Raw genomic sequence first — 21,056 nt, 5'->3', positions numbered from 1 at the left:
CTCCATGATGACGCGACGCAACGGCACAGGAGGTCGACGATGACCGTTCCCGGACCGGCCCGGCGGGACCGCTCCCCGGACGCCGACGGCGACGGGGGAGGGCTCGCCGAGTTCGGCTACAGCCAGACCCTCGACCGCAGCATCGGCAAGTTCGCCAGCTTCGCGGCCGGGATCAGCTACATCTCGATCCTGACCGGCACGTTCCAGCTGTTCTACTTCGGCTTCGGCACCGGCGGCGCGGCGTACTGGTGGTCCTGGCCGATGGTGTTCGCCGGCCAGTTCATGGTGGCGCTGTCGTTCGCCGAGCTGGCCGGGCGCTACCCGGTCGCCGGGTCGGTCTACAACTGGTCCAAGCAGCTGGCCGGGCCGACCGTGTCCTGGCTGGCCGGCTGGATGATGTTCACCGCCTCGGTGGTGTCGCTGTCGGCGGTCGCGCTGGCCGCGCAGCTGACGTTCCCGCAGATCTGGTCGGGCTTCCAGCTCGTCGGCGACGCCTCCGACGCGGGCGACGCCGCCGTCAACGGCGTGCTGCTCGGCGCGATCCTGATCGTGCTCACCACGGTGATCAACGCGGTCGGGGTGAAGCTGATGGCGCGGATCAACTCGACCGGGGTGTTCATCGAGCTGATCGCCGCCGTCGTCATCGTCGTGGCGTTGCTGCTGAGCATCCGCAACCCCGTCTCGGTGCTGTTCGAGACCCCGGCCCCGGCGGCGGGCGGCGGCGGGTACTTCGGCACGTTCCTCGTCGCGGCGCTCGCCTCGGCCTACGTGATGTACGGCTTCGACACCGCCAGCTCGCTCGGCGAGGAGACGGTCGACCCGCGGCGCACCGCACCGGCGGCGATCCTGCGCGCGGTCGTCGCGTCGTTCGTGCTCGGCGGGCTGATCCTGCTCGGCATCATCCTGGCCGCACCGGACCTGGCCGACCCGCGCCTGGGCAGCAAGGACGGCGGCGGGCAGCTCGTGCTGCTGGAGGTCGCCGGCGGCACGATCGGCCGGGTCTTCCTGATCACCATCAGCATCGCGGTGATCGTCTGCCTGCTCGCGGTGCACACCGCGGCGATCCGGCTGATGTTCGCGATGGCCCGCGACAACGCACTGCCCGCCGGCTCCGTGCTGGCGCGGATCGACCCGAAGCACAAGACGCCGGTGGTGCCGGCGATCGTCGTCGGGGTGGTCGCGATCCTGATCCTGGTCGCGAACGTCGGCGTGCCCGAGGTCTTCACCGCGGTCACCAGCGTCGCGATCATCATGATCTACATCGCGTACCTGCTGGTCACGGTGCCGATGCTGGTGCGGCGGCTGCGCGGGCAGTGGCCGGACGAGGGCCAGAAGGGGTACTTCTCGCTGGGGCGTCTCGGCCTGCCGGTGAACGTGCTGGCGGTGCTGTGGGGCGCGGCGATGGCGATCAACCTGGCCTGGCCGCGCGAGGAGGTCTACGGCACCGGGTGGCTGCGGTTCATCGCGTTCCTGTTCATCGGGGTCGTGGCGCTGGCCGGGCTGGCGTGGTTCCGGCTGCGCGGGCGCCACGGGCTGGGCTGTCTGCCCGAGCACCGGGCGAAGGAGATCGAGCAGGGCATGGGGGAGACGGCGTGACCGACCGGTTCGACTACATCGTGGTGGGGGGCGGCTCGGCGGGCTGCGCGCTCGCCGCGCGGCTCTCGGAGGACCCCGCGGCGCGGGTGCTGCTGCTGGAGGCCGGCCCGTCCGACGTCGGCGACCCGAACATCCTGCGGCTCACCGACTGGATGGCGCTGCTCGACTCCGGCTACGACTGGGACTACCCGGTCGAGCCGCAGGAGCGCGGCAACTCCCACATGCGCCACGCCCGGGCGAAGGTGCTCGGCGGCTGCGGCTCGCACAACTCCTGCATCGCCTTCTGGACCCCGCGCGAGGACCTCGACGAGTGGGCCGCGTCCGGCCTGACCGGCTGGTCCGCCGACGAGTGCTGGCCGCTGATCCGGCGCCTGGAGACCAACGACGGCGACTGGGACGGCCACGGCCGCTCCGGCCCGGTCAACCTCATGCAGATCCCCGCGAAGGACCCCTGCGGCGACGCCGTGCTGGCCGCCGCCGCGCAGGTCGGCATGCCGACGGTGCGGTTCAACGAGGGCCACACCGTCACCGACGGCGCCGGGTACTTCCAGATCAACTCCTTCCCCGACGGCACCCGCGCTTCGGCGTCGGTGTCCTACCTGCACCCGATCCTGGGCTCGCGCCCGAACCTGGAGGTGCGCACCGACTGCTGGGCCTCGCAGGTGCTGTTCGACGGCACCCGCGCCACCGGCGTCGAGTACCAGCGGGGGATCGGCCCGGGCCGCGAGACCGCGCACGCCGAGCGCGAGGTGATCCTCTCCGCGGGGGCGATCGACACCCCGAAGCTGCTGATGCTCTCGGGCATCGGCCCGGGGGAGCACCTGCGCGAGTTCGGCATCGAGGTCCGTTCGGACCTGCCCGGCGTCGGCTCGGACCTCGACGACCACGTCGAGGGCCTGGTCTTCTGGGACGCGGCGAAGCCGATGGTCACCGAGTCGACCCAGTGGTGGGAGATCGGGCTGTTCCACCGCACCGACCCGGCCCTGGACCGGCCGGACCTGATGATGCACTACGGCTCGGTGCCGTTCGACATGAACACGCTGCGCTGGGGCTACCCGACCACCGACAACGGGTTCTGCCTCACCCCGAACGTCACCCGTGGCCGGTCCCGGGGGACCGTGCGGCTGCGCACCCGCGACTTCCGGGACCGGGCCCGGGTCGACCCGCGCTACTTCACCGACCCCGAGGGCCACGACATGCGGGTGATGACCGCGGGCATCCGGCTGGCCCGCCGCATCGCCGAGCAGCCGGAGCTGAAGGAGTGGATCGCCGCCGAGCTGGCGCCGGGCCCGGACGCCGTCACCGACGACGAGCTCGCCGACTACATCGTCAAGACCCACAACACCGTCTACCACCCGGCGTGCACGGCGCGGATGGGCACCGACGACGACCCGGGCGCGGTCCTGGACCCGCAGCTGCGGGTCCGCGGGGTGCAGGGCCTGCGGGTCGCCGACGCGTCGGCGATGCCGTTCCTGCCGGCGATCAACCCGAACATCACCACGATGATGATCGGGGAGAAGTGCTCGGACCTGGTGCGGGCCGCGCACGCCTGACCGGGCGCCTCACCCCTGCGCGGCGACCTCGACGTCGGCGTGCAGCGGGGTGTCGGTGACCGAGAACCCGAGGTGCAGGGTCCAGGTGCCGGGCTCGGTGGCCCAGGTGGCCCCGGCCCGGTGCCGGAACGCGCGCCGGGACACCGGGACGGTGACCGTCGTCGTGCCCGGGGCGGCGTCGACGACGGCCCAGCCGGCCAGCCACCGGGCCGGGCGCTCGACGTCGCCCCCACGTCGCGAGAGGTAGGCCTGCACGACCTGGCGCCCGGTCCGGGTGCCGGTGTTGGTCAGCGTCACGGTGACCTCGACGCCGTCCGGTGACCAGGGGTCGGTCGTCGCGTCGTCGAGGGTCCAGGTCGTGTACCCGAGACCGTGGCCGAACGGGTACGCCGGCGTCTCGCCGTGCCGCAGCCAGTTGCGGTGCCCGATGTGGACGCCCTCGTCGTAGCGCAGGACCCCGCCGGCCGGGACGCCGGAGAGCACCGAGCGCTCCTCGCCGGTCGCCGGCCAGGTTGTGGGCAGCCGCCCGCCCGGCTCCGCCGCGCCCAGCAGCACGTCGGCGAGGGCCTCGCCGAACCGCTCCCCGCCGAACCAGCCGAGCAGGACCGCGGCGACCTCGTCGCGCCAGGGCAGCAGCACCGGCGAGCCGGAGTTCACGACGACCACCGTGCGCGGGTTCGCCGCGGCGACCGCCCGCACCAGGGCGTCCTGGTGCCCGGGCAGCGCCAGGGTGGACCGGTCGAAGCCCTCGCTCTCGATCCGGTCGTTCGTGCCCACCACGACGACGGCGACGTCGGACTCCCCGGCCAGCGCGGCCGCGGCGGCGATCTCGGCGTCCGGGTCGGCGACCACGGTCTCGGTCCCGACGGTGACGGCGACCAGCGCCATCCCGGCCTCCTGCCCGGACGGGCGGAACCGCAGCACCAGGTCGACCGGCCCGTCGGTGGTGACCCCGGCGGTCACCGACGGAGCCTCGAAGATCGCCGCGCCGGGCCCCTCGTCGCCGGTCAGGACGCCCTCGGTGTCGAGCACGGTGGTGCCGCCCGCGTCGAGCGTCAGGTGCCCGACGGCGGCCGCGCCGACCCGGTGCTCCCCGGCCGGGGCGTCCCAGCGCAGGGAGATCTCGACGTGGTCGGCGCCCTCGGGGATCTCGGGGCCCATCCAGATCAGCGAGGCGCCGAGGCGGTCCTCGGCGCGCAGCTCGGCGCCGTCGGCGTCGCGGAACACCGCGCGCAGCCCGGGACCGCCGGTGACCGGGTTGGTGATGCGGCCGGGGTCGAAGGGCTGGACACCCTCGGCGACCTGCGCGCCCAGCCGGTACCGGACGCGGTCCCCGCCGAGCACGGCACGCAGCCCCTCCAGCGGGGAGACGACGGCGGCCGGTCGCACGGTGGCGCTGCCGCCGCCCTGGATGCGGGCGAGCGCCGCGTTGTGGCCGAGCACCGCGACCGTGCCGAGGGTGGCGGCGTCCCACGGCAGCTCTCCGGTGTTGCGGACCAGGACGCTGCCCGCGGCGGCGAGCTCCCGGGCGACGGTGGGCCCGTCCTCGGCGGCCGGGGCGGCGACGGGCGGGGCGCCCGCCCCGTCCAGCGCGCCGACCCGGGCGGCCAGGCGCAGCAGCCGGCGCACCTTCTCGTCCACCGTGGCCTCGGCGACCCGGCCGTCGCGGACGGCGGCGACGAGCCGCTCGCCCCAGACGCCCACCGGCCCGGGCATGACCAGGTGCTGCTCGGCGTTCGCCGAGGCCTCGGTGGTCCGGACCGCGCCCCAGTCGGACACGACCAGCCCGTCGAAGCCCCACTCACCGGTCAGTGGCTCGGCGAGCAGCGGGTTCTCGCTCATCGTCGGCCCGTTGACGGCGTTGTAGGCGGACATGAGCGCCCAGGCCCCGGCCCGGGTGACGACCGGCTCGAACGCCGCGAGGTACAGCTCGTGCAGGGTGCGCTCGTCGACCCGGTTGTCGACGGTGAAGCGCTCGGTCTCGGCGTCGTTGGCGACGTAGTGCTTCGGGGTCGCGGCGACGCCGTGGGACTGCAGCCCCGCCACGTAGGCCGCGGCGAGCTCGCCGGTCAGCAGCGGGTCCTCCGACAGCGACTCGAAGTGCCGGCCGCCGAAGGGGCTGCGGTGCAGGTTGATCGTCGGGCCGAGGACGACGTCGGCGCCCTGGCGGCGGGCCTCCGCGCCCAGTGCCGAGCCGTAGCGGCGGGCCGCTGCCGGGTCCCAGGTCGCGCCCAGCGCCGTCGACGACGGCAGCGACAGCGACGGGGTCCGCTCGTCAAAGCTCTCCCCGCGCACCCCCGACGGGCCGTCGGACAGCACCATCCGGCGCAGCCCGATCGCGGGTTCGGCCGGGGTGGACCAGAAGTCGGCGCCGGTGAGGAGCCGGACCTTCGCGTCCAGGTCGAGCCGGGGGATGAGCGTGTCGATCAGGTCCTCGTCGTCGGCTGCCATGACCCCGACCGTACCGAGGGCCGGGGCTCAGCCGGGGTGGGTCAGCGCCGCGGGAAGCTCGCGCGCCGCCTCCAGCAGGCTCGGGCCGTACCAGGTCAGCAGCCGCCCGCTGACCAGCACCGACGGCGCGTCGAACGCCTCGGGGCCGTCCTCGGCGGTGAACAGGTACGGCTCGTCGGGCAGCACGACGAGGTCGTGGTCGGGCAGGTCGGCGGGGTCGAAGCGGGGGTAGCGCTCCGGGGAGCCGTCCAGGACGTTGACCACGCCGAGCCGGTCCAGCACGGCGCCGGTGAAGGTGTCCGAGCCGACCGCCATCCAGGGCCTGCGCCAGATCGGGACCACGGCCCGGCGACGGTCGCGGGCGGGCTCGACCGCGGCCCACAGCGCACGGGCCTCGCGCAGCCAGTCCGGCTCGTCCAGCCCGCACGCGGCGAGCATCCGGCCCAGCGAGGCGAGCCCGCCGTCGACGTCGCGGATGTCGGTCACGTACACCGGCAGACCCGCGGCGCGCAGCGCGTCGAGGTCGGGCAGCCGGTTCTCCTCCTGGTTGGCGACGACCAGGTCCGGTGCCAGCGCGACGATCCGCTCGACGTCGGGGTTCTTCGTCCCCCGGATCCGGTCCGCGCCGAGGTCGCCGGGGTGGGTGCACCAGTCCGTCGCGCCGACCACGATGCCGGGCGCGGTCGCCTCCAGCGCCTCGGTCAGCGACGGCACGATCGACACGACCCGCCGCACGGTGCCCGTGATCGGGACCTCGCGGCCCTCGTCGTCGACCGGTGCCGCAGTCCGCGCAGTCATGGGGCCGACCGTAACCCGGCGCCCGCCGGTCAGCCGTGGTCGGGCAGACCGACCAGGGTCCGGCTGTAGGCGAGGTAGCGGACCGAGATCTGCTCGGGCGTCATGGGGCCGTCGGAGCGGTACCAGCTCGCGATGCCGACGAGCATCGTGACGACGGCCCGCGAGATGTCCGACGGGTCGGTCACCCGGATCCGGCCGGAGGCCGCCAGGCGCGTCACGGCGTCGTCGACGAGGGACTGGCAGGCGTTGCGGATGCCGGCGATCCGGCGGCGGTCGGCGTCGTCGAGACTGCGCATCTCGCTCGCGCCAATGAACGCCCAGTCCCGCCGGTAGGTGTGGAACAGCGTGAAGCAGTCGATCAGCAGGTCGAAGCGTTCCTCGGGGGTCTCGCCGTCGCGCAGGGAGGCCTCGCAGCGGGCGTGGAAGTCCTCCATGAGCATCGACATCAGCGCGACCAGCAGCGACTGCTTGCTCGGGTGGTGGTGGTAGAGCCCCGGCACCGAGAGCCCGGCCAGGTCGGCGATGTCGCGGACCGTCGTGCCGTGGTACCCGAGCGCGAGGAAGCAGCGTTGGGCGGCGTCGAGTGCCGGGGGGAGGCGCAGCGGCGGGAACTCGCGCCAGCCGCCGGGACGGGTGGGGTCGAACAGGCCGGCGGGGCCGCCGCCGTCGAGGACGCTGGCCACCTCCTCGCCCGCCGCGGAGTGCTCCAGGTCCGAGAGCTCCAGGCCGAGCACGGCGACGCAGCGCCGCAACCGGTCGGCGGTCAGCTTTCCGCGGCCGGTCTCGGCGCGGCTCAGCGTCGCGGCACTGACGCCGACCTCAGTCGCGAGGTCGGTCAGGGTGAGCCCGGCACTCTTGCGCGCCCGGCGCAGGGTGCCGCCGAGGCTCTCGAGGGCCACGGCGTCAGGCACTGCACGCAACAGTGCGAGCGCTCCGTCGGTTGAACACAACACGAGAGTGGACCCGGTCACCGGCCACGTCAAGCGTCGGTCCCGCGACGCGCGGTGATCGACCGGGGCGAGCCCACCACATGCACGCCGATCCGGCACCTTTTGCACGACCCGGACTCCGGCGCGCAGCGACCCGCGGCGACGGCCGGACGGGCGCGTTTCGTGGTCGTCGCTCTGGCCGTTCTGCACGATTCAGCAGGTCAGAGTGATGCGCCGGCCGGTCTCGGGCCGGCGTGGACGGCCGGCGAAGTTCGGTGTGGACAGCTCTTGACGGGTGACCCAGGTCGCTCCTACGGTATGCGACGTCCAACGGACCGAGCGAGTGTTCCGTAGGTTGAATGCATCAGAGGTGATGAGGATGGACCGGCAGGCCCGGGCGGTGCGCTACCACGGCGTCGGCGATCTGCGGATCGAGGACGTCGTCGTCCCGTCGCCGGTGTCCCACGAGGTCACGGTGCAGGTGGCCTACGCCGGCATCTGCGGGTCGGACCTCCACGAGTACTACGCGGCGCAGACGGTCACGCCCGTCGACCCGCACCCGCTGACCGGCGCGCGACTGCCGGTCGTGCTCGGGCACGAGTTCGCCGGCACCGTCGTCGAGACCGGGCCGGACGTCACCGCCGTCGCGGTGGGTGACCGGGTCGCGGTGCGCCCCACCTACAGCTGCGGGCACTGCCCGGCCTGCCGGCGCGGGCACCCCAACTCCTGCACCGACCTCGCCTTCCACGGCCTCAGCGCGCACGGCGGCGGCCTGTCGACCTACACCACCGTCACCGACTCCATGCTGTTCGCGCTGCCCGGCGCGGTCGGACTGCGCGAGGGAGCGCTCGTCGAGCCGCTGGCCGTGTCCCACCACGGCGTGGCCATGCTCCTCGACGCCGCACCGGCCGTCGCCTTCGTCGGCGGCGCCGGGCCCATCGGGCTCGGGGCGGTCGCCGCCCTGCGGGCCGGCGGGGTCGGGACCGTCGTGGTCGCCGAGCCGTCACCGGTGCGCCGCGACCTCGCCGCGAAGATGGGCGCCACCGACGTCTACGACCCGGCCGACCGCGACCTCGCCGACGTCCTCGCCGGCCGGGTGCTCGACGCGGCGGTCGAGGCGGCCGGGCGTGGCGACGTCGTCGCCGAGGCCGTCGCGAACCTCGGCCCGCGCGGCCGGCTGGTGCTGCTCGGCCTGCACGAGGCGCCGATGTCGTTCGACCCCACCTCGATGCTCTACCGCGAGGTGACCATGAGCGGTTCCTCGACCTACACCGACGACGACTTCCGCGCCGTCGTCGACCGGCTGGCCGACGGCACCTACCCGACCGGCGACTGGACCGAGGTCCGCCCGGTGGACGAGGTGCTCACCGCGTTCGCGGACCTGCGCGCCGGGACCGCCACCAAGATCCTGCTCGACCTGACCTGACCTGACCGACCCGACACCACCACCCGTACTCGACGAGGAGTCACGATGACGGACCTGACCATCAAGACCGAGGACATCACCCTCAACGACGCCCAGCAGCTCGACGACGTCGCGACCCGCTACCAGGTCGACGACATCTACGCCCCGGCCGACGAGAGCTACTCGCCCTGGATGTTCATCGAGGGCTCCGAGGGCATGTGGGCCCGCTACCTGTGGTTCGACGTCCGCCTCGGGCAGTGGGCCGCGATGGTCCGCTCCGACGGCCCGGGCGTGCTCGGCCGCCACCGGCACCGCTCCGGCGTGATGGCCTACACCGTCAGCGGCAGCTGGGGCTACGAGGAGTACGACTGGGAGGCCGGCCCCGGCGACGTCGTCCAGGAGAGCCCGGGCGTCATCCACACCCTGCGCAGCGTCAACCCCGACGGCTTCCTCGCGTTCTTCGTCATCAACGCCTCCATCGAGTGGTTCGACGAGAACGACAACGTGGTGCTGACCGAGGACGTCTTCTACAACATCAACCGCTACGAGCAGTACTGCCGGACGAAGGGCATCGAGGTCAACCCGGCCCTGTTCCGCCGGTGACCACCGGAGACCTCGCCGGCCGCACCGCGGTGGTGACCGGGGCGACGTCGGGCATCGGCCTGGCGATCGCCCGGCTGCTCGCCGAGCGCGGCGCCCGGGTGCACGGCGTCGGCCTCGGTGCCGGCGCCGTCACCGACGCCCCGCCCGGCGTGGAGCTGACCGAGCTCGACGTCACCGACCACGCGGCGGTGTCGGCGTTCTTCGACGGCCTGCCCGCGCTGGACCTGCTCGTCCCCGCCGCCGGGATGTCGCTCGGCGAGGCGGAGCACGACCCCGCCGGGTTCGCCACCGTGCTGGAGGTCAACCTGCGCGGCGTGCACGCCTGCTGCCGCGCCGCCGAGCCGCTGCTGTTCGCGGGCGGCGGCGCCGTCGTGCTGATCGCGTCGATGTACAGCTACTTCGGGTCCGCCGCCAGCCCCGCCTACGCCGCCAGCAAGGGCGGGATCGTCGCCCTGGCGAGGTCGCTGTGCCAGGTCTACGCCCCGCACGGGGTGCGGGTGAACGCCGTCGCACCCGGCTGGATCGAGACCCCCCTGCTCGAACAGGCCCGTGAGGTCGCCCCCGCGGTGATCGCGGCGCTGGCCGAGCGCACCCCGCTGGCCCGTACCGGGCACCCCGCCGAGGTCGCCGAGGTCGTCGCCTTCCTCTGCTCGGACCGGGCGTCGTTCGTGACCGGCGCCGTGCTCCCGGTCGACGGCGGCTACCTCACCGTCTGACCGACCGCCCGCGGCACGCCCGCGCCGGTCGACCCCCTCCTCCCGCAGCGCGCGCACCCACCCCGGGTGCGCGCGCCGCCCCGGGCTGCCCCGATGCGGAGAAACCCACCCATGACCAGAACCTTCGTGACCGAGGACCTGACCGTGCGCTACGGCGGCCTCACCGCACTGCACGGCGTCTCGATCACGGTCGAGCCCGGCGAGTTCGCCGGGCTGATCGGCCCCAACGGCGCCGGCAAGACGACGTTCATCGACGCCGTCACCGGCTTCACCCCGGCCACCGGCCGGGTCACCCTCGGCGACGTCGCGATGCTGCCGCTCCCGGCGCACCGCCGGGTCGGCGCCGGGCTCAGCCGCACCTTCCAGAACCTGGAGCTGTTCGAGGACCTCACCGTCCGCGAGAACGTCCTCGTCGCGACCGAGCGGTCGCACTGGTGGTCACCGGTCGCCGAGTTCGTGCGGCCGGTGTCGTCGCGGCTGTCGGAGGTCGTCGAGGAGGTGCTCGACCTCGTCGGGCTCGCCGCGCACGTCGACGCCTACCCGCCGGACCTCTCGCTGTCGGCCCGCAAGCTGGTCAGCGTCGCCCGTGCCCTGGCGGGCCGCCCGTCGGTGCTGCTGCTCGACGAGCCCGCCGCGGGCCTCGACTCCGACGCGAGCCTCGCGCTGGGGGAGCAGCTGCGGCGGGTCGCCGCGAGCGGGGTCTCGGTGCTGCTGGTCGACCACGACATGGACCTAGTGCTGCGCACCTGCGAACGGATCAACGTGCTGGACTTCGGAAAGCTGATCGCGTCCGGACCGACCGCGCAGGTCCGCGAGGACCCCGCCGTCGTCGCCGCGTACCTGGGCCACGCCGACGACGCCGAGGCGATCGCATGACCGCCCCCGCCATCGAGTGCCGCTCGCTCGTCGCCGGGTACGCCGGCGTCCCGGTCCTGCGCGGGGTCGACCTGCACGTGCAGCCCGGCGAGGTCGTCGCGCTGCTGGGCGGCAACGGCGCCGGGAAGACCACCACCCTGCTCGCGCTGAGCGGGGTCCTCGTCCCGGAGTCGGGCCAGGTGCTCGCCGCGGGCGGGCCGGTGCAGGCCGGGCGCCCGCACCGCCAGGCCCGCAACGGCGTCATGCTCGTCCCGGACGACCGCTCGGTCTTCGCCGACCTCACCACGCGGGAGAACCTGCACCTCGTCCGGCCGCGCGTGCGGCGCTCCCGCCGGGAGACCGAGGACGCGCTGCTGGAGCGGTTCCCGGCGCTGCGGCCCAAGCTCGGGGTGCGGGCCGGGCTGCTCTCGGGCGGCGAGCAGCAGATGCTCGCCGTCGGGCGGGCGCTGCTCACCGACCCCCGGGTGCTCATGATCGACGAGCTCAGCCTCGGCCTGGCCCCGCTGGTCGTGCGCGACATGCTCCCGACGATCCGGCGGATCGCCGCGGAGGCCGGCGTCGGCGTCCTGCTCGTCGAGCAGCACGTCGACCTCGTCCTCGCCCACTCCGACCGCGTCTACGTCCTCAACCGCGGGCGGGTGGTGCTCGAGGGCACGTCCGCCGAGCTCCGGTCCGACCGCGACCGGCTGCGCGCGAGCTACCTGGCCACGGAGGCCATCGCATGAGCGACATCCTGCTGTTCGCGATCCTCGGGACCGGCGCCGGCGCCGTCTACGCGCTGATCGCCCTGGGCATCGTGGTGATCCAGAAGGCCACCGGCGCCGTCAGCTTCGCCCACGGGGCGATCGCCGGCGTCGCGGCCATCTACTTCGGGGTCTCGACCAGCGAGGGCACCGCCCCCGCGGTCGCGGCCGTCACCGCCGTCGTCGCCGCCGGGGTCGGTGGGCTGCTGTTCCACCTGCTGGTGATGCGTCCGCTGCGGCACGCCCCGCTGCTGGCCAAGATCGTCACCACGCTCGGTCTGATGCTGGTCCTGCAGGGGCTGGCGACCCAGGTCTGGAACGTCCCGACGGTCATCGCCCCGGCGATCTTCCTGACCGACACCGTGCAGATCTCGGGCATCAGCTTCGGGATCGACCGGCTGCTGCTGCTCGCCACCGCGGTGCTGCTGGCGACCGGGCTGTGGGCGCTCTACCGGTTCACCCGGTTCGGCACCGCCACCCGCGCCGCCGCCGAGAACGAGCGCGGCGCGGCGCTGCTCGGGTACTCCCCGGACGTCATCGGGGCGGCGAACTGGGCGCTGGGCTCGATGCTCGCCGCGCTCGCCGGGGTGCTGTTCGCGCCGATCACCGCGCTCAACATCGCCACCCTGAGCCTGCTCGTGGTGCCCGCGCTGGCCGCGGCGCTCGTCGGCCGGTTCACCTCGTTCGGGGTGACCGTCGGCGTCGCCGTGGGCATCGGGATGCTGCAGTCGATCCTCACCCGGTTCGTCACCCAGCCCGGCATCAACGACGCACTGCCGTTCGTGATCATCGTGCTGGTCATGATCGTGTCCGGGCGGCTGATCCCAGGTCGTGGCGCCCGCGCCGTCGCCCGGCTGCCGCTGGCCCCGGCGGTGCACAGCAGGCTGCGGCCGCTGCTCGTCGTCGGCGGGCTGGCGGTGCTGGGGCTGGCCGTGCTGCCCGACACCCTGCGCGGCGGCATCACGACCTCGCTGGTCACCGTCATGATCGCGCTCTCGGTCGTGGTCGTCACCGGGTTCACCGGGCAGATCTCGCTGATGCAGATGGCCTTCGCCGGGATCGCGGCGTTCATGGTCTCCCGCGGCGCGGTCGAGCTCGGGCTGCCGTTCCCGCTGCCGATGCTGCTCGCGGTGCTCGTGGTGGTGCCGGTCGGCGTGCTGCTCGGTCTGCCCGCCATCCGGGTCCGCGGCATCAACCTGGCCGTGGTCACCCTCGGCGCCGCCGTCGCCGTGTCGAGCTTCGTGTTCGGCAACGTCGACTGGACCGGCGGCGCCGACGGCAGCCCGGTCCCCTCGCCGGACCTGTTCGGCCTCTCGCTCGACCCGGTCGTCCACCCGGTGCGGTTCGGCCTGTTCGCCACCGTGGTCACACTCGCCCTGCTGGCCGGGGTGATGAACGTGCGCCGCAGCGCCATCGGCCGCCGGATGCTGGCCGTGCGCGCCAACGAGCGCGCGGCGGCCGCGGTCGGCATCGACGTCGCCCGCACCAAGCTGCAGGCCTTCGCGCTGTCGGCGTTCATCGCCGCGGTCGGCGGCAGCGTGCTCGGCTACCAGCTCGGTGCCGTCGCGTTCACCCGCTTCGTCCCGCTGGCCTCGATCAGTGTGCTGGCCGTGGTCTACATCGGCGGCGTCGCCACCGTGTACGGGGCCGTGGCCGCCGGCGTCATCGTCAACGGCGGGATCCTCTACGTCCTGCTCAACTCCGTCCCCGGCATCTCCGCCTGGTGGATCGTCCTGTCCGGCGCGCTGCTGATCGTCAACGCGGTGCTGCAGCCGGACGGCATCGCGGTGGCACTCCGCGACCAGTACCGCTTCGTCCGCGACCGGCTCGGCCGGCCGGGGACACGGGCGCCCGAGCCGGTGGACCGCACCGGCGACGCCCCGGAACCGGCCGTCGCCGCCGCCGTCCGGTCCGACTGACCCTCCGGCGACCCCGGACCCGCCCGACCCGCCCCACCGGGTGGGCAGGCCCCCGCACGCCCTCCTCCGGCGGCTCGCGCCGCCACCCCCTGATCTGGAGCGAACGATGAAGTTCAGCACGCGCGTCGCGGTGATCGCCGCCGCGTCCGCCCTCGCCGTCGGCCTGGCCGCCTGCTCCTCGGCGGCCACGTCGTCGAGCACGGCCAAGGAACCCGGATCGGTGGCCGGCCCCGCGGGCGACCCGATCGTCTTCTACGACATCACCGACGCCACCGGCCTCGGCGCGGTCAGCGCCGCGATCTCCCAGTTCACCACCGGCGAGCTCGCCGCACAGGACCACATCAACGCCCAGGGCGGGGTCGGCGGACGGCCGATCAAGATCGTCAAGTGCGACAGCAAGGCCGACCCGGCCGCCACCACCGCGTGCGCCCAGGAGGCCGTGCAGAACAAGGCCGTCGCCAAGCTCGGGCTGTCGGTCGCCTGGGGCGAGAACGGGTTCCCGGTGCTGGCCCGGGCCGGTGTCCCCAGCCTGAACCCGCCGGTCAACCCGCAGGACCTGCAGGAGGCCGGGAACTCCTACGTCACCGGCGGCTCCTCGGAGTACGAGGCCCAGGTCTACTACGCCGGCAAGACCCTCGCCGCGAAGAGCGCGGTCGTGTTCACCGACGAGAACCCCTCCGGCCAGGACCAGGTCGCCCGGGTGACCAAGGCGGTGCAGCGCTACGGCTTCGACATGACCGTCACCCCGGTCTACCTGCCCTCGGGCACCGCCGACCCGACGCCGTTCGTGGCCAAGGCCGTCTCCGGCAAGCCCGACGTCGTGTTCACCAACCAGAGCGGCGCGCAGGCCGTGTCCGCCTACACCGCCTTCCACCAGCAGGGCTTCCCGACCGACCGGATCCTCAACCAGGGCGGCGCGGCCGACTTCGACAGCTTCTTCACCAAGGTCTCGCCCGAGATCGCCGACGGCACGATCTTCAGCTACGCCTACCAGAACCCCGACGACCTGTCCGACCCGCAGGTGAAGCTCTACCGCGACGCGATGCAGCAGTACGCGGGCCGCGACGGCAAGTCCGAGTTCTCCCAGTGGGGCTTCGCCAACGTCATGACCCTCGCCGAGATCGCGAAGAAGATCGGCCCGGAGAAGTTCGACGCCGCCTCGCTCAAGGCGTTCCTGACCACCGTCGACAACTTCCCGATGTTCATGGCGCAGCCGCTGAGCCGCAAGTACGCGACCCCCGACGCCCCGGCGAACCTGCGCCCGCAGATCCAGGTGCTCCAGTACAAGGGCGGCAAGCTCGAGACCGTCCAGCCCTGGTTCAACCCGTACGACTTCATGAACCGGGCCGGCTGACCCGGCACCCGACCACCGGGCCGGCCGGGCGCGTCCCGCCCGGCCGGCCCGGTCCCACCCGACCACCCCCACCCGGAAGGCCACCGTGCCGGCACACCAGCTCCCCGACGACCTCCTCGACGGCCGGGTCGTGTTCCTCAGCGGCGGCGGCAGCGGCGTGAACCTCGGCATCGCCCGGGTCCTCGCCGACCTCGGCGCCGACCTGTCCCTCTACGGGCGCACCGCCTCCCGCCTCGACGAGGCCGCCGAGGAGCTGCGCGGCCGCGGTGCCCGCGTCGTCACCACGGCGGGCGACGTGCGTTCCGCGGAGCAGGTCGCGCACGCGTTCGAGCGCACCGAGGCCGGGCTCGGCCCGGTCGACGGCGTCGTGTGCGGGGCCGCCGGGAACTTCGTCGCCCCCGCCGAGTCGATCAGCTCCAACGGGTTCCGGGCGGTCGTCGACATCGACCTGCTCGGCAGCTTCCACTGCGCCCACGCCGCGTTCGACCAGCTGACCCGCACCCGCGGCAGCGTCCTGTTCGTGACCGGTGCCCAGTCCGCGGGCGCCTTCGCCCACCAGGCCCACGTGGGTGCCGCCAAGGCCGGCGTCGACCAGCTGATGCGCACCCTCGCCGTCGAGTGGGGGCCGCACGGGATCCGGTCGAACTCGCTGCTGCCGGGCCCGGTCCACGACACCGAGGGGATGCGCCGCCTCGCCGAGGGCGGCAGCGCACCGTGGACGGACTCGGTGCCGCTCGGCCGCTTCGCCGACGCCGAGGAGGTCGGCCGGATGGCCGCGGTGCTGCTGTCGCCGCTGGCCGCCTACGTCACCGGCACCGTCGTCCACATCGACGGCGGGCTCGCGCTGTCCGGTCCCGCGCTGGTCAACCGGACCGTCCTCGCCCCCGCCCCCCGAGTCTGAGAGCCGGCCCGATGCCGTCGCACGTCACCCTGTCCCTCGACGCCCACGTCCTCACCGTCACCCTCGACCGGCCGGACCGGCTCAACGCCTTCACCGACCGGATGGAGGCCGAGCTGGTCGCGGCGTTCGACCGCGCCGACACCGACGATGAGGTCCGCGTCGTCGTCCTCACCGGTGCCGGCCGGGCGTTCTGCGCCGGCATGGACCTCGCCGAGGCCGACCCGGACGCCACCTTCGCCCACTGGCGCAGCAGCGACACCGCGCCGCCCGGTACCCGGTTCGACCTGCCCGGCGAGGACCTGCCCCTGCGTCGCGACGGCGGCGGCCGGGTCGTGCTGCGCATGCTGGAGTCGCGTACGCCGATCATCGCCGCGGTGAACGGGCCCGCGATCGGTGTCGGCGCGGGCCTGACCCTCGCGGCGGACCTGCGCCTGGCCGCCGACACCGCCCGCTTCGCGTTCCCCTTCACCCGGCTCGGCGTGGTGCCGGAGTCCTGCTCCAGCTGGCTGCTCCCGCGGCTCGTACCGGTGCAGCAGGCGTTCGAGTGGGTACTGACCGGCCGCCGGTTCGACGCCGGGGAGGCCCTGCGCGGCGGCCTGCTCCGGTCGGTCCACCCCGCCGCCGAGCTGGCCGACGCCGTCCGGGCACTGGCCGTCGAGCTCACGGAGTGCTCGCCGACCTCGGTGTCGCTGGCCCGGCGGATGCTGCTGGCCGGGCTCGGCGCGACCCACCCGGTGCAGGCCCACCAGACCGAGACGCTCGCGCTGAACCGGCGCGGGACCAGCGCGGACGCCCGTGAGGGGGTGCGGGCCTTCCTCGAACGCCGGCCACCCCGGTTCACCGACCGGGTGTCCGACGCCCCCGACGTGCTGCCCGCCGCGCCCGCCTACGCACCCCCGCCGGGGGCACGTCCGCACCCCGACGGCCCCGCATGAGGAGCACCGTGCACCCCGACCCGCCCGTGGTGGAGGTCGAGCGCCCCGAGCCGGGCGTCGTCCGGATCACCCTGTCCCGGCCCGACCGGCTCAACGCACTGGACCGGCGGCTGGTCACCGAGCTCGACACCGCGCTGACCGCCGCCGACGCCGACCCGGCCTGCCGGGTCGTGATCCTCACCGGCGCGGGCCGCGGCTTCTGCGCCGGCCTCGACCTGGACGGCTTCGAGACGCCCGGCGGCGGGGACACCGCACCGGGCGAGGGCCCGATCGAACGGCTGGCCCGCCAGCGCGACATCGCCCGGCTCGCCGTGCGCATCCACGAGCTCCGCCCGCCGGTGGTCGCCGCGGTCAACGGGCCCGCCGCGGGCGGGGGACTGGCCCTCGCCCTGGCGAGCGACATCCGGGTGGCGTCGACCTCGGCCGTGTTCGCCGTCGGGTTCCTGCGCGCCGGCTACTCGGCCTGCGACATCGGGATCTCGTGGCTGCTGCCGCGGATCGTCGGCACGGGTCGTGCCCACGAGCTGATGCTCACCGGGCGCCGTGCCGACGCCGCCGAGGCGCTCCGGATCGGGCTGGTCACCGACGTCGTCGCACCGGAGGAGCTGACGGACACGGCCGCGGCCACCGCGCGGGCGATCCTCGCGAGCCCCCCGTTCTCGGTCGAGCTGACCAAGCAGGGGATGTGGGCCGGGGTCGAGAACCCGGGCTTCGCCGCGGCGGTCGAGTTCGAGAACCGCCAGCAGGTCCTCACCGCGCTCACCGACGACGCCCGCGAGGCGACCCGGGCCTTCCTCGACAAACGCCCCCCGACCTACCGGCGCCGCTGAGCGCCGTCCACCGACGACGGTCCCCGCCGTCGTCACACCCACCTGGAGAGACTGTGACGGTCGACCTCACCCACGACCCGGCCATCACCGAGCTGGCCCGACGCACCGCGGAGTTCGTCCGGACCACGGTGATCCCGGTCGAGAACGCCCACGACGGCGTCGCGCCCCCCGAGCCGGAGCGCCGCGCGCTGCAGGCCGCCGCCCGGGAGGCCGGGGTGTTCGTGCCGCACGCCGCCCCGGAGCTCGGCGGGCACGGCCTGGACATGTGCGGCCGGGCGCCGGTGTTCGAGGAGGCCGGGTACTCGTTGCTCGGTCCGCTCGCGCTGAACATCGCTGCCCCGGACGAGGGCAACGTGCACCTGCTGGAGCGGGTCGCGACCGAGGAGCAGAAGGCCCGGTACCTGGTCCCGCTCGCGGCGGGGGAGGTGCGCTCGTGCTTCGCGATGACCGAGCCCGCGCCGGGTGCCGGGTCGGACCCGGACGCGTTGTCCACGACCGCGGTCCGGGTGGACGGCGGCTGGCGGATCGACGGCCGGAAGTGGTTCGTGACCGGCGGCGACGGCGCGGCGTTCGCGATCGTCATGGCCCGCACCACCGGTGCCCCCGGTGACCGCGGCGGGGCGACGATGTTCCTGGTCGACGCCGACAATCCCGGCATGAAGATCGGACGGCACATCCCGACGCTGGACGAGTCGCTCTACGGCGGGCACCTGGAGGTCGAGTTCTCCGACTGCCGCATCGGCGACGACGCCGTGCTGGGTGAGGTCGACGAGGGCTACCGCTACGCCCAGGTGCGTCTCGGCCCGGCGCGGTTGACCCACTGCATGCGGTGGCTGGGCATCGCGCGCCGTGCGCAGGACATCGCGGTGGCGTGGGCGGCGGAGCGGCGGGTGTTCGGGTCGCGGCTGGCGGATCTGGGGATGGCGCAGGCGATGATCGCCGACAACGAGATCGACATCGCGGCCGCGCGCGGGCTGATCCTGCGCGCCTGCTGGGAGCTCGACCAGGGCCGCCCCGCCGGGATGGAGGTCTCGATCGCGAAGACGTTCACGGCGGAGGCGGTGTGGCGGGTGGTGGACCGCTCGTTGCAGCTCAACGGCGGGCGCGGGGTGTCCGGGGACGTCCTGCTGGGCCGGTTCCTGCGGGAGGTGCGTCCGTTCCGGATCTACGACGGGCCGTCGGAGACCCACCGCTGGTCCATCGCGAAGCGCACCGTCGGCCGCTACCGCGCGGAGCAGGCCCGATGAGCGTCACCGATACGACCGAGACGCCCGGCACGACCGACGCCGTCGGCACGACCGACGGCCTGGACCTGGCCGCGCTGGACGTCTTCCTGCACCAGCACGTCGACGGCTACCGCGGCGGGGTCACCGCCGAGCTGGTCTCCGGCGGGCGGTCGAACCTGACCTACCGGGTCACCGACGGCGAGCACGTCTGGATCCTGCGCCGCCCCCCGCTCGGCACACTGACCCCCTCCGCGCACGACATGGGCCGCGAGTACCGGGTCGTCGCCGCCCTCGCGGGCAGCGGGGTCCCGGTCGCACCGGCGGTCGCGCTGGCCGACGACGCGGTACTCGGGGTGCCGTTCGCGCTCACCGGGTTCGTCGACGGGATCGTGGTGCGCAGCGAGGACGACCTCGCCGCCCTCGACGACCCGACCGTGCGGGCGACCGCGTTCTCCCTGGTCGACACCCTCGCCGCGCTGCACGCCGTCGACGTCACCACCGGCCCGCTGGCCGAGCTGGGCCGCCCCGCCGGATACCTGCGCCGCCAGGTCGAACGCTGGTACGGCCAGTGGCAGCGGGTCGCCACCCGCGAGCTGCCCGACGTCGACACCCTGCACGGCCTGCTCGACGCGACCTGCCCGGCCGAGAGCGACCACGCCGTCGTGCACGGGGACTTCCGCATCGACAACGCCATCCTCGACCGCGACGACCCCACCGTGGTCCGGGCGCTGGTCGACTGGGAGATGGCCACCCTCGGCGACCCGCTGGCCGACCTGGCCCTGCACACCGTCTACGGCGACCCGGCCTTCGCGCCGGTGCTCGGCGGGTCCGCGGCCTCCACCAGCCCGCGCATGCCGACCGCCGAGGAGCTGGTCGACCGCTACGTCACCGCCTCCGGACGGAGCCCGCGGCACTGGGCGTTCCACCGTGGCCTCGCCTACTTCAAGTCCGCCGTGATCGCCGAGGGCATCCACGCCCGGCACGTCCGTGGCGACACCCGTGGCGAGGGGTTCGGGCTCGTCGGCGAGGCGACCGCACCGCTGGCCGCGGCCGGGGTCGCGGCGGCCCGCCCGAGCGCCCTCGCAGCGGGCTGAGCGGCGACGGCCCGGCCCTCGGACCGGGCCGAGCGGCGGCCCGGCCCTCACACCGGGCTGAGCGGCGGCGGCCCGGTCGTCGCCGGACCGGGTGGCGGCCCGGCACCGCACCGGGCCGCCCCGCCGCGCACCCGCAGCGGTGGCATCCCGAACCAGCGCCGGCACGAGCGGGTCAGGCAGCTCTGCTCGGAGTAGCCGAGCAGGCTCGACACCTGCGGCAGCGGCCGGTCGGAGTGACACAGGTACTGCCCGGCCAGCTCGCGCCTCAGCTCGTCGAGCAGCCGCTCGAACGACGTGCCGTCCTCCCGCAGCCGCCGCTGCAGGGTGCGCGGGTGCATCCCGAGGTGCCCCGCGGTCACGACGAGCCCGGCCTGCCCGGTGGGCAGCAGCCGTCGCAGCAGCTCCCGGACCCGCACGGTCGGGTCGCCGTCCTCGGGACCGACGAGGTCGTGCAGGTACTGCTCGGCCAGGTCGCGGACCGCACGGTCCTCCCCGGCGCGACGCCGGTCCAGCCCGGCCGCGTCGACGTCGAGGCCGCACACCGGCGCCTCGAACTCCACCGGGCAGCCGAAGATCTCCCGGTAGGCCTCCGGCGGCCCGGCGGGGGAGTGCGGCAGCAGCGCCCGGCGCGGCCGGAAGTCCCGCCCGAACAGGATCCGGAACAGGTCCATCGACACCCCCAGGCTCAGCTCCAGGATCTGGACCTGGCGGGGGACCCGGGGCAGCACGACGGTGAACGTGTAGCGGGCCACGTCCCCGGTCAGCGGCGCGACGTCCACCTCGAACGCCGTGCTGTAGGAGTGCAGGTACCGGCGCAGACCGGCCATCGCCTCGCGGGCCGTCGTCGAGTGCCGGGCGATCAGCGCGACCGTCCCGAGGATCTCGATGCCCTGGCGCTGCGACAGCAGCAGCCCGAAGTCCGGTCGCCCCAGCGCGGCGGCGGCCTCCTCGACCAGCTCGGCCAGCGCCCGGTAGGGCAGCAGCGCCTGCGGCTCGTCGACGAGGCCCGGGCGCAGACCGACCCGGCGGTGCAGCGGTGCGGGGTCGCCGCCGAGGTCGCCGACCAGCCCGTCGAACCCCTGCAGCGAGCTCGCACGGATCAGCCCGTCCATGTCGCCAACTGTCAA

The 21,056-nt window shown here is 74.2% G+C and carries 18 protein-coding genes; 14 read left to right on the top strand and 4 right to left on the bottom strand.

Going from position 1 to position 21,056, the window contains the following annotated elements; all coding sequences use genetic code 11:
* The first annotated feature begins 39 nt into the window (after positions 1–39).
* Together DMP17_RS17125 and DMP17_RS17120 are read left to right on the top strand one after the other, a co-directional pair.
* A complete protein-coding gene (locus DMP17_RS17125) occupies positions 40–1,596 on the top strand; it encodes an APC family permease (RefSeq protein ID WP_226350874.1) in 1,557 nt (518 codons plus the stop codon).
* Positions 1,593–3,149 (top strand): GMC family oxidoreductase, encoded by a 1,557-nt coding sequence (locus tag DMP17_RS17120; RefSeq protein WP_337830068.1) that lies wholly within the window; start codon positions 1,593–1,595, stop codon positions 3,147–3,149. Before DMP17_RS17125 ends, DMP17_RS17120 begins: the two co-directional genes overlap by 4 nt.
* A gap of 9 nt (positions 3,150–3,158) precedes the next feature.
* Here DMP17_RS17120 and DMP17_RS17115 read toward each other — a convergent pair whose 3' ends face one another.
* The 3 genes from DMP17_RS17115 to DMP17_RS17105 are packed head-to-tail and all read right to left on the bottom strand — an operon-like array spanning position 3,159 to position 7,309.
* Entirely contained in the window at positions 3,159–5,600 is a 2,442-nt protein-coding gene (locus tag DMP17_RS17115; RefSeq protein WP_337830067.1) for a glycoside hydrolase family 3 C-terminal domain-containing protein, read from the bottom strand.
* Positions 5,601–5,627: 27 nt separating this feature from the next.
* Positions 5,628–6,398, bottom strand: coding sequence for a helical backbone metal receptor (locus DMP17_RS17110; RefSeq protein ID WP_226365769.1), 771 nt, complete (start codon positions 6,396–6,398; stop codon positions 5,628–5,630).
* A 29-nt stretch (positions 6,399–6,427) separates the two neighbouring features.
* Positions 6,428–7,309, bottom strand: coding sequence for a TetR family transcriptional regulator (locus DMP17_RS17105; RefSeq protein ID WP_337830066.1), 882 nt, complete (start codon positions 7,307–7,309; stop codon positions 6,428–6,430).
* A gap of 397 nt (positions 7,310–7,706) precedes the next feature.
* Here DMP17_RS17105 and DMP17_RS17100 point away from each other — a divergent pair, with 397 nt between their 5' ends.
* The 12 genes from DMP17_RS17100 to DMP17_RS17045 all read left to right on the top strand — a co-directional run bounded on the left by DMP17_RS17100 (position 7,707) and on the right by DMP17_RS17045 (position 19,929).
* Positions 7,707–8,753 (top strand): alcohol dehydrogenase catalytic domain-containing protein, encoded by a 1,047-nt coding sequence (locus DMP17_RS17100; RefSeq protein WP_226356051.1) that lies wholly within the window; start codon positions 7,707–7,709, stop codon positions 8,751–8,753.
* A 45-nt stretch (positions 8,754–8,798) separates the two neighbouring features.
* On the top strand, positions 8,799–9,335 hold the full coding sequence (locus DMP17_RS17095) for a 2,4'-dihydroxyacetophenone dioxygenase family protein (protein WP_226356052.1): 537 nt from the start codon (positions 8,799–8,801) through the stop codon (positions 9,333–9,335).
* On the top strand, positions 9,332–10,051 hold the full coding sequence (locus DMP17_RS17090; RefSeq protein WP_226365767.1) for an SDR family NAD(P)-dependent oxidoreductase: 720 nt from the start codon (positions 9,332–9,334) through the stop codon (positions 10,049–10,051). The genes DMP17_RS17095 and DMP17_RS17090 overlap by 4 nt, the downstream gene beginning before the upstream one ends.
* Before the next feature lie 111 nt (positions 10,052–10,162).
* The gene (locus DMP17_RS17085) at positions 10,163–10,927 is read left to right on the top strand and encodes an ABC transporter ATP-binding protein (protein WP_226356054.1); all 765 of its coding nucleotides are present in this window, start codon (positions 10,163–10,165) and stop codon (positions 10,925–10,927) included.
* Positions 10,924–11,652, top strand: coding sequence for an ABC transporter ATP-binding protein (locus DMP17_RS17080; protein WP_337830065.1), 729 nt, complete (start codon positions 10,924–10,926; stop codon positions 11,650–11,652). Before DMP17_RS17085 ends, DMP17_RS17080 begins: the two co-directional genes overlap by 4 nt.
* Entirely contained in the window at positions 11,649–13,589 is a 1,941-nt protein-coding gene (locus DMP17_RS17075; RefSeq protein WP_337830064.1) for an ABC transporter permease, read from the top strand. Before DMP17_RS17080 ends, DMP17_RS17075 begins: the two co-directional genes overlap by 4 nt.
* 106 nt (positions 13,590–13,695) lie before the next feature.
* Positions 13,696–14,943, top strand: a complete 1,248-nt coding sequence (locus tag DMP17_RS17070; protein WP_226365765.1) for an ABC transporter substrate-binding protein — start codon at positions 13,696–13,698, stop codon at positions 14,941–14,943.
* 85 nt (positions 14,944–15,028) lie between these two features.
* Positions 15,029–15,844, top strand: coding sequence for an SDR family oxidoreductase (locus tag DMP17_RS17065; RefSeq protein WP_226365764.1), 816 nt, complete (start codon positions 15,029–15,031; stop codon positions 15,842–15,844).
* Between the two features lie 11 nt (positions 15,845–15,855).
* The gene (locus tag DMP17_RS17060; RefSeq protein WP_226356059.1) at positions 15,856–16,779 is read left to right on the top strand and encodes an enoyl-CoA hydratase-related protein; all 924 of its coding nucleotides are present in this window, start codon (positions 15,856–15,858) and stop codon (positions 16,777–16,779) included.
* 8 nt (positions 16,780–16,787) lie between these two features.
* Positions 16,788–17,609, top strand: coding sequence for an enoyl-CoA hydratase/isomerase family protein (locus DMP17_RS17055; RefSeq protein WP_337830063.1), 822 nt, complete (start codon positions 16,788–16,790; stop codon positions 17,607–17,609).
* Between the two features lie 53 nt (positions 17,610–17,662).
* A complete protein-coding gene (locus DMP17_RS17050) occupies positions 17,663–18,856 on the top strand; it encodes an acyl-CoA dehydrogenase family protein (RefSeq protein WP_337830062.1) in 1,194 nt (397 codons plus the stop codon).
* Complete coding sequence (locus DMP17_RS17045) at positions 18,853–19,929, top strand: phosphotransferase family protein (protein ID WP_226365761.1); 1,077 nt, start codon at positions 18,853–18,855, stop codon at positions 19,927–19,929. The genes DMP17_RS17050 and DMP17_RS17045 overlap by 4 nt, the downstream gene beginning before the upstream one ends.
* 47 nt (positions 19,930–19,976) lie before the next feature.
* Here DMP17_RS17045 and DMP17_RS17040 read toward each other — a convergent pair whose 3' ends face one another.
* Positions 19,977–21,041 carry an AraC family transcriptional regulator gene (locus DMP17_RS17040; protein WP_337830061.1) on the bottom strand — a complete coding sequence of 355 codons (1,065 nt, stop codon included), beginning with the start codon at positions 21,039–21,041 and terminating at the stop codon, positions 19,977–19,979.
* Between the last annotated feature and the right edge of the window lie 15 nt (positions 21,042–21,056).

The organism is Pseudonocardia sp. TMWB2A, from assembly GCF_017312135.1.
The sequence above is the reverse complement of the archived record's forward strand: the minus strand, read 5'-3'. Positions and strand labels throughout refer to the sequence as shown.

Coding starts and splice junctions, on each gene's coding strand:
- DMP17_RS17080 (WP_337830065.1), top strand. CDS start 10,924: ATGACCGCCCCCGCCATCGAGTGCCGCTCGCTCGTCGCCGGGTACGCC.
- DMP17_RS17115 (WP_337830067.1), bottom strand. CDS start 5,600: ATGGCAGCCGACGACGAGGACCTGATCGACACGCTCATCCCCCGGCTC.
- DMP17_RS17110 (WP_226365769.1), bottom strand. CDS start 6,398: ATGACTGCGCGGACTGCGGCACCGGTCGACGACGAGGGCCGCGAGGTC.
- DMP17_RS17100 (WP_226356051.1), top strand. CDS start 7,707: ATGGACCGGCAGGCCCGGGCGGTGCGCTACCACGGCGTCGGCGATCTG.
- DMP17_RS17095 (WP_226356052.1), top strand. CDS start 8,799: ATGACGGACCTGACCATCAAGACCGAGGACATCACCCTCAACGACGCC.
- DMP17_RS17045 (WP_226365761.1), top strand. CDS start 18,853: ATGAGCGTCACCGATACGACCGAGACGCCCGGCACGACCGACGCCGTC.
- DMP17_RS17040 (WP_337830061.1), bottom strand. CDS start 21,041: ATGGACGGGCTGATCCGTGCGAGCTCGCTGCAGGGGTTCGACGGGCTG.
- DMP17_RS17075 (WP_337830064.1), top strand. CDS start 11,649: ATGAGCGACATCCTGCTGTTCGCGATCCTCGGGACCGGCGCCGGCGCC.
- DMP17_RS17125 (WP_226350874.1), top strand. CDS start 40: ATGACCGTTCCCGGACCGGCCCGGCGGGACCGCTCCCCGGACGCCGAC.
- DMP17_RS17085 (WP_226356054.1), top strand. CDS start 10,163: ATGACCAGAACCTTCGTGACCGAGGACCTGACCGTGCGCTACGGCGGC.
- DMP17_RS17060 (WP_226356059.1), top strand. CDS start 15,856: ATGCCGTCGCACGTCACCCTGTCCCTCGACGCCCACGTCCTCACCGTC.
- DMP17_RS17070 (WP_226365765.1), top strand. CDS start 13,696: ATGAAGTTCAGCACGCGCGTCGCGGTGATCGCCGCCGCGTCCGCCCTC.